At 73.5% G+C, this 7,567-nt stretch carries 8 protein-coding genes; 2 read left to right on the top strand and 6 right to left on the bottom strand.

The genetic code is table 11. The features are described from left to right. Both lepB and J0670_RS24190 read right to left on the bottom strand, forming a co-directional pair. On the bottom strand, positions 1-845 hold an 845-nt coding region (gene lepB, locus J0670_RS24195), incomplete at its 3' end, for a signal peptidase I (protein ID WP_207813761.1). A 64-nt stretch (positions 846-909) separates the two neighbouring features. Beyond that, the gene (locus J0670_RS24190) at positions 910-1,506 is read right to left on the bottom strand and encodes a helix-turn-helix domain-containing protein (RefSeq protein WP_207813760.1); all 597 of its coding nucleotides are present in this window, start codon (positions 1,504-1,506) and stop codon (positions 910-912) included. Positions 1,507-1,575: 69 nt separating this feature from the next. Between J0670_RS24190 and J0670_RS24185 the strand changes: the two genes are divergently transcribed. Together J0670_RS24185 and J0670_RS24180 are read left to right on the top strand one after the other, a co-directional pair. Then, positions 1,576-1,926: a hypothetical protein gene (locus J0670_RS24185; protein ID WP_207813759.1), complete on the top strand. Its 351-nt coding sequence runs from the start codon at positions 1,576-1,578 to the stop codon at positions 1,924-1,926. Positions 1,927-2,016: 90 nt separating this feature from the next. Continuing rightward, positions 2,017-3,282, top strand: a complete 1,266-nt coding sequence (locus tag J0670_RS24180; protein WP_207813758.1) for an APC family permease — start codon at positions 2,017-2,019, stop codon at positions 3,280-3,282. Between the two features lie 26 nt (positions 3,283-3,308). On the opposite strand, the gene J0670_RS24175 is transcribed toward J0670_RS24180, so the two are convergent. The 4 genes from J0670_RS24175 to J0670_RS24165 all read right to left on the bottom strand — a co-directional run bounded on the left by J0670_RS24175 (position 3,309) and on the right by J0670_RS24165 (position 7,543). Beyond that, positions 3,309-4,844 carry a hypothetical protein gene (locus tag J0670_RS24175; protein ID WP_207813757.1) on the bottom strand — a complete coding sequence of 512 codons (1,536 nt, stop codon included), beginning with the start codon at positions 4,842-4,844 and terminating at the stop codon, positions 3,309-3,311. 208 nt (positions 4,845-5,052) lie between these two features. Next, positions 5,053-5,127 (bottom strand): 50S ribosomal protein bL37, encoded by a 75-nt coding sequence (locus J0670_RS40600; protein ID WP_374223153.1) that lies wholly within the window; start codon positions 5,125-5,127, stop codon positions 5,053-5,055. 38 nt (positions 5,128-5,165) lie between these two features. After that, complete coding sequence (locus J0670_RS24170) at positions 5,166-6,005, bottom strand: SDR family NAD(P)-dependent oxidoreductase (RefSeq protein ID WP_207813756.1); 840 nt, start codon at positions 6,003-6,005, stop codon at positions 5,166-5,168. Between the two features lie 368 nt (positions 6,006-6,373). Continuing rightward, positions 6,374-7,543, bottom strand: a complete 1,170-nt coding sequence (locus tag J0670_RS24165; protein ID WP_207813755.1) for a magnesium and cobalt transport protein CorA — start codon at positions 7,541-7,543, stop codon at positions 6,374-6,376. Between the last annotated feature and the right edge of the window lie 24 nt (positions 7,544-7,567).

Below are 7,567 nucleotides of genomic sequence, written 5' to 3'. Positions count from 1 at the left end.
GGGACGACGCCGGCCACGGCGAGCGCCTCCGGTGCCGGGGGCGTCTCCAGCGGGGCCGCGGCGCCGGACGGCACCTTGTCGAAGGTGTCCGGGACGGGCAGGGTGGACCAGTCCGAGAGCGGCCACGCCACCACGAAGGCCCGGCCGACCACGTTGTCCACCGGCACGAAGCCGTCGCCGGTCACGGTGTGGTGCCAGCGGGAGTCGCGCGAGTTGTTGCGGTGGTCGCCCATCACCCAGAGCTTGCCCTTGGGCACCGTGACGGTGCCGACCGGGTCGTTGTCGCAGGGCGTCGCGCCGGGGAACAGGTACGGCTCGTCCAGCGGCACGCCGTTCACCTTCAGCGGGCTCCCGGCCTCGCAGTCGATGGTGTCACCGCCGACTCCGATCACCCGCTTGATCAGGTCCTTCTCGTCCGCCGAGGGCATCAGGCCGACGGTGCTGAGCGCCTTCTGAACGGTGGTCATGAAGCCGCCGGACTCGCTCGGGGTGCCCTCCAGCCAGCCGCCCGGATCGCGGAAGACGACGACCTCCCCGCGCTCGGGCTGGGCGCCGAACCACGGGGTGAACTTGTCGACCAGCACCCGGTCGCCGATCCGCAGGGTCTGCTCCATCGAACCGGAGGGGATGGAGAAGGCCTGCACGAAGAAGGTCTTGATGCCGAGCGCGAGCAGCAGGGCGATGACCAGCAGGATCGGCAGCTCCTGCCAGAACGGGCGCTTCTTCGGGGCGCGCTTCCTCGCCGCCCCGGCCTTCTTCCCGGCCTCTCCGGCCTCCTGACCGGCCGCCACCCGCTCCTCGGCTCCGCCGCTCCCGCCGGATTCCGTGCTCTGCTCCACGCTCATGTACTCGGCCCCTCCCGACGGCCTGGCGGGGGTCCGAAGCGGAACCCCCTGCCTGGGAACGAACCTACCGAACAGAGGTTCCCGGGCGCGCCCTGACGTGGATGCGCTCGCCCTGCGGGCCGAACAGGCTGAGGAACTCCACGGGCTGCGAACCGGCGTTGCCGACGGCGTGCGGGGTCCGGGTGTCGAACTCCGCGGCCTCACCGGCCGTCAGCACCAGGTCGTGCGAGCCGAGCACCAGCCGCAGCCGGCCGGACAGCACGTACAGCCACTCGTAGCCCTCGTGGACCTTCAGTTCCAGCTCCGTCTCGGAGCGGAAGCCGGGCGGCATGATCTGCTTGTACGCGTGCACGCCGCCGAAGTGGCGGGTGAGCGGGACGAAGGTCTGGCCGTGCCTCGTCACGGGGCGGGCGTGGATCCGCGGGTCTCCGGTGGCCGGGGCGCCGACCAGTTCGTCCAGCGGCACCCGGTACTCCCGGGCCAGCGGCAGCAGCAGTTCCAGGGTCGGTTTTCGCTGCCCGGACTCCAGCCGGGACAGCGTACTGAGCGAAATGCCGGTCACGGCCGCCAGTTTGGCGAGCGTGGTACCGCGCTCCTGGCGCAGCGCCCGCAGCCGGGGACCCACCGCGGTGAGGACGTTCTCGAACTCTTCGTCGGCCATGCCTGCCATTCGCCGGGACGGCAAGGGTGGTTGTCAATCCGGCACACCGGTACGGCTTATCCTCGCGCCATGCGCATCATCCTCACCCGGGACTCCGTCGCGGCCGGCGACGACGTCGACGCCCCGCACCAAGCGGTCCTCACCCTCCCGGACGGTCTCGGCCTCCCGGAGGCCCTCACCGCGCTCGGTCTCCCCCGCCCCCGGCTCCCGCTGATCGCCGGTGGCCGGGCCACCTGGGTCCTCCGCGGCGAGGACGGTACCGCGCTCGCCGTCCTCGCCCAGCAGTGGCCGCGGCCCCGACCGCTCCCCGCCGGGCGGGGCCCGCTGGCCCGGCTGGCCGGTCCGGACGGCGCCGTACGGCTGCACGTGGAGTACCGGCGGCAGCTCGACCCGGAGGCCGAGTACCGCCGGCTGGGCTGAGCCGGGCTCCGCGTGGGACTCGTCTATCGTCTTCCGACGTCGGGTTTCGTCAACACATCGGTGCGGCAGCACCTCACTGGGGAGCGGATCATGGGAAAGCCATCGGCGGCGGCCGACGCCGATCGGTTGCAGCGGCACCTGGGTGCGTTCGACGCGGTGGTCATCGGCCTCGGATCGATGGTCGGCGCCGGGATCTTCGCCGCCCTCGCCCCCGCGGCCTCGGCGGCCGGCTCCGGACTGCTGCTCGGCCTGGCGCTGGCCGCCGTGGTCGCGTACTGCAACGCCACCTCCTCCGCCCGCCTGGCCGCCCGCTACCCGCAGTCCGGTGGCACCTACGTCTACGGCCGCGAGCGGCTCGGGGACTTCTGGGGCTACCTGGCGGGTTGGGGTTTCGTCGTCGGCAAGACCGCCTCCTGCGCGGCGATGGCCCTGACCGTCGGCTCCTACGTCTGGCCCACCCAGGCCCACGCTGTCGCGGTCGCCGCGGTGGTGGCGCTGACCGCCGTGAACTACGTCGGCGTCCAGAAGGCGGCCTGGCTCACCCGGGCGATCGTCGCCGTGGTCCTGGCCGTACTCGCCGCCGTCGTCACCGCCTGCCTCACCGGCTCGACCGCCGACACCGGCCGCTGGGCCATCGGCGCGGACGCCGGCTTCCACGGCGTGCTCCAGGCCGCCGGGCTGCTGTTCTTCGCCTTCGCCGGCTACGCCCGCATCGCCACCCTCGGGGAGGAGGTCCGCGACCCGGAGCGCACGATCCCCCGCGCGATCTCGGTGGCGCTCGGCATCACCCTGGTCGTCTACGCCGCCGTCGCACTCGCCGTCCTCGCCGTCCTCGGACCCGACCGCCTCGCCCACTCCGCCGCGCCGCTGGCCGACGCCGTGCGCACCGCAGGGGCGCCGGGCCTGGCACCGGCGGTGCGCGTGGGCGCGGCCGTCGCGGCCCTGGGCTCGCTGCTCGCGCTGATCCTCGGCGTCTCGCGGACCACCCTGGCGATGGCCCGCGACCACCACCTGCCCCACGTCCTGGCCGCCGTCCACCCGCGCTTCCGGGTGCCGCACCGCGCCGAACTCACCGTCGGCGCCGCCGTCGCCCTGCTCGCCGCCACCACGGACGTGCGCGGGGCGATCGGCTTCTCCTCCTTCGGCGTACTCGTCTACTACGCCGTGGCCAACGCCTCCGCCTGGACCCTCACCCCCGCGGAGGGGCGCCCGCCCAGGATCGTGCCCGTCCTCGGCACCGCAGGCTGCCTGGTCCTGGCCTTCGCCCTGCCCGGGGGCTCGCTGCTGTGGGGCGCGGCGGTGCTCGTGCTCGGCGCCGCCGCGTACGCCGTGCGCCTGAGAGCCGCCCGCACCTGAGCCGGCGGCGCCTCAGGTCGCGCGGTTCACCGGTACTCGCGCAGCCGGGGCCGCACCCCCAGTGCGATCAGGCCGAGCGCCGCCGCCAGCGCCGCCCCGGCGAGGAGCGCGGTGGTGCCGTCCAGGTCGCCGTCGGTGGCGGCGACCGCGGTGTCCATGGCGGTCTCGTTGATCGTGATGGTGTCCCCGAAGGCCGTGCTCAGCCGGTCGAACTCGTAGTTGGACTGGCCCTCGGCGAGCCCGGTGTTGAGGGTGACCGCCTCCTTGAGCCTGCCTTCGTCGCGCAGGTCGCGGATCCTGCGGTCGATCACCTGGTACTCCTGGAAGGCGTCCAGCACCCGCTCGGCGGCGTCCTGCTCGCCGGCGAAGGTGACGTTGTGCAGCTCGCTGCCGAGGAAGCCGCCGAACGGGACCACCGCGTGGTTCGCCCGGTGCCGGTCGGCGGCGTCCCGCAGCCGGGCGTTGTAGCCCGCCATGGTGGCGCCGTCGAAGTGGACGATCGCCTGGCTCTGCTCCAGGTAGAGCTGCTCGTACACGGTCGCCCGCGACGGGTCGGTGAGGTAGCGGCTCTCGTCGGCGTTCATGTCGTACGCGACGGCGCGGGCCCGGCTGAGCGCGATCACCGAGTCGTAGGCGTCGGTCTTGGCGGTCACCAGGTGGTCGTCGGCGCGGCCCACCAGGCTCAGCCCGGTCACCAGCAGCACGCCGGTCAGCAGGGTGACGGCGGCCAGCGCCGGATTGACGACCCGGCGGTAGCGCACGGCCAGGGCGCGCTGGAGCCCGAGCAGCGCGGCGAGGGCGAGCAGGCCGACGACCAGCAGCCACCACCAGCCGCTGCCGAGCGCGTCGCGCTGCTGGGCGTAGACCCGGTCGACGGTGGCCTCGTTGGCGGCCGTGACCCGGTTGGCGGCGGGCAGCAGCTGCTGGCGCAGCAGGTCGGTGGCCTGCCGGTAGGTGTCCAGGGCGGCGGGCGAGGGCTGGCCGGCCGGGGCCCTGGCCTGGTCCTCCAGCAGCTGGGCGCGGGCCACCAGGGCCTCGTAGCTGCCGAGTCTGCCGAGCACCAGCTGGACGGCGCGCTGCCCGGCCGGGTCGGAGGCGGCGGCCTGGGCGGCCTGCTGGAGGTCGTTGTCGGCCTGGTCGCGGCGCTGCTCGTAGGTGTCCAGGGTCTGCTTGCGCAGCGTGGCGTAGTCGGGGTCGGCGCCGACCAGCAGCAGGTTGGCGGCCTGGGCGTCCATGTCGCTGAGCGCGAAGTAGAGGTCGGCGGCGCGGGTGGCCTGCGGGGCGGCCCGGTGGCCGATGGTGTCGGTGCCGTCGCGGGCGCCGCCGAGGACGGCGGTGGCGGTGGCGCCGAGGCCGATCAGGGCGGCCAGGCTCAGTGCGGTGAGGCCGCGGACCAGGCGCGGGGTGGTCCAGTGGGCCCGGCTGCCGACCGTCCTGACGCCGTGGCGCAGGCGGGTCAGGATGCCCGGTGGTACGGGTGGTCCGGCCGGTGCGGGGTCGTCGCCCCCCGGTGCGGCCGCCTCCCCCGAGGTGGTCGTTCTGCCCGCTGTCGAGGTGGTCATGACCGCGTGTCCCTTTCCCCCGTCGCACGGTCGGCCCGGCTCCCGGTGGAACCGAACACGGAACCGTTTCTCTCCGCCGGGCGACGGTAGTGCCGCACCACCTGCGGAGAGCCGTCTCCTGACGCCTCCTTGACACCGCCGGGCGCCGTTCTTGACGGCTCCTTAGCGCCGTTCCCGGCGCCCGGCGGTGTCCGTGCCCTCGGAGGGGTCAGGCCCCGGCCCTGCCGCCGTGGTTCGCCTTCTTCTTCCGCCGGGCCTTCTTCTTGCGGGCGCGCTTGGACATCGTGTTCCTGCTTTCGGTCGTCGGGGTTCTAGGGCGCTTCAGGCGGCCTGGCCGACCAGCTGGTCGGCGAGCTTGGCGAGCCGCTTCACCGAGCGCTCCTCCTGCGCGGCCGGGGCGGTCGGCGCGACGGCGCCGCCGTCGTAGTACGCGCCGTTGGCCACCTCGACGTCCGGCAGACAGAGCCGGACGACGGCCGCCGCGCCCTCGGCCGCCGGCGCGCCGGTGCGCCCGTACAGCGGCAGCAGCGCGGTGGTGCACTGGCCGGGGTTGAGGCTGACGGCGGTGATGCCGGACCCGGCCGGGGCCATGTCGGCGGTGGCCATGGTGAGCGCGAGCTGCGACTGGGCGTACGCGGCGACCCGCGAGTACTTCTTCACCCGGTGCGGGTCCGACCAGTTCATCGAGGCGGTGCGGTGCAGCGAGGAGGAGACGTTGACGATCCGGGCGTCGCCGGAGGCCGAGAGCGGGGCGCGCAGCAGCCTCGCGAGCAGGTGCGCGGCGAGGAAGTTGACCTGGAGCGAGACCTCGTTGCCGTCGTCGGTGAGGGTGCAGCGCTCGGGCGCCATCACGGCGGCGTTGTTCACCAGCAGGTCCAGCGCCGGGTAGTGCTTGACGACCGTGCCGGCCAGCACCGCGACCTCCGCGAGACTGGTGAAGTCGGCGGCCAGCTCGACGAGTTGGTCCCGCCGAGCACCCGCTGCGACCAGCCGGGCGACGGCCGCCTCGGCCTCGGCGGTGGTCCTGGCGTGCACCAGCACGGTGGCGCCCAGCCCGGCGAGCAGCCGGGCGGTCTCCCAGCCGATCCCGGAGGAGGCGCCGGTGACCAGGGCGGTCCGGGTGGACAGGACGGACGAGGTGGACAGGACGGATTCGGACATGACCGTTCCAGGGTGTGTGGCATCGCCGGCCCTGCGCGGGCCGGGGTGCGGGCTCAAGTGGTGTGAAGGACTGCGGAATTCACGCGCCCGCCCCCGCCCCGGCCGGGAAGGCGGCGGGGCGGGGCGCGGCGCGGGCCGTGCCCTCCGGCGGGGAGGCGCGGATTCAGCGCACGGCGATGACGGCCACGGCGGCGCGGACCGGCGGCCGCGGATGCGGCGGGCGGTCGTGATGGCGTACCGGGCGGTTCATGCAGCTCATCAAACCCGTCCGCACACGCCGGGGCAAGCGCCGCACCGGCGCCCTGACGAATCCCTGACGCGCCCCGAACGTCCGCACGTCAGAGCGGGGTTGACGGTCTCCCGGCGGATCAGAGCCAGTTGCGGCGCTTGAAGACCAGGTACAGCCCGGTGCAGACCAGCGCCATCAGTCCGATCGCGAACGGGTAGCCGAACACCCACTTGAGCTCCGGCATGGTCTCGAAATTCATGCCGTACACGGTTCCGATCAAGGTCGGCGCGAAGAGGATGGCCGCCCAGGAGGAGATCTTCTTGATCTCGTCGTTCTGGGCGTGCCCCGCCTCGGCGAGCTGCTTCATCTCCTCGTTCTGCCGCTGCGAGACCAGCGTCGCGTTCACCGTCAGGATGTTCTGCAGCATCTGCCGGAAGCCGTCCACCCGCTCGGCGGCGTAGGTGGCATGGTCGGCGACGTCGCGCAGGTAGCGCTGCAACTCCTCGTCGGTGCCGTACTTGCCGAAGCCCGCCTCCAGGCTCTTCATGATCTCCAGCAGCGGCCGGGTGGCACGCTGCAGCTCGATCACCTCGCGGGACAGCTCGTAGATGCGGCGGGAGACCTGCGGGTCGCCGCCGAACACCTCGGTCTCGATCTCGTCGATGTCGTGCTGCAGCCCGGCGATCACCGGCGCGTAGCCGTCGACCACGGCGTCCAGCACCGCGTACAGCACCGCCTCCGGGCCGAGCGCCAGCAGCTCCGGGTCGCCCTCCAGGCGCAGGCGCACAGCGGACAGGTCCGGGGCCTGCGAGTGGCGCACGGTGATCACGAAGTCGGGGCCGACGAACAGGTGGATCTCGCCGAAGTCGACCTCCTCCGCCTCGTCCAGGTACCGGGCGGCGCGCAGCACCACGAACAGCGTGTCGCCGTAGCGCTCCAGCTTGGGCCGCTGGTGGGCGACGATGGCGTCCTCGACGGCGAGCTCGTGCAGGTTGAACCGCTCCGCGGCCTCCAGCAGCTGCGTCTCGGCGGGGCGGAACAGGCCGATCCAGGCCATCGTGCCGGGCCGGTCGGGCAGCTCGCGGTAGATGTCGGCGAGGTCGGTCGGCGCGTCGATCCGGCGGCCGTCCCGGTAGACCGCCGCGTCCACGACGGAACGCTCCAGCGTCACGGGCTCGACGGGCTGGTCCGGACGCGGGTCCATCGACTGCTCGGGTGCCGGCTGCGCGTCGACGAGACGCCTGGTCGAGGCCGGCCGGGAGAACGGGAGCTTGCTCGCGCGCACGGCGCGCACACGCCAGTCGGACATGGCGGGGGACCTCCACGGTGGGTG

Origin of the sequence: Streptomyces sp. FH025, assembly GCF_017427025.1 — a bacterium.
Taxonomy (GTDB): domain Bacteria; phylum Actinomycetota; class Actinomycetes; order Streptomycetales; family Streptomycetaceae; genus Kitasatospora.
This window is presented reverse-complemented; position numbering and strand designations above follow the sequence as displayed.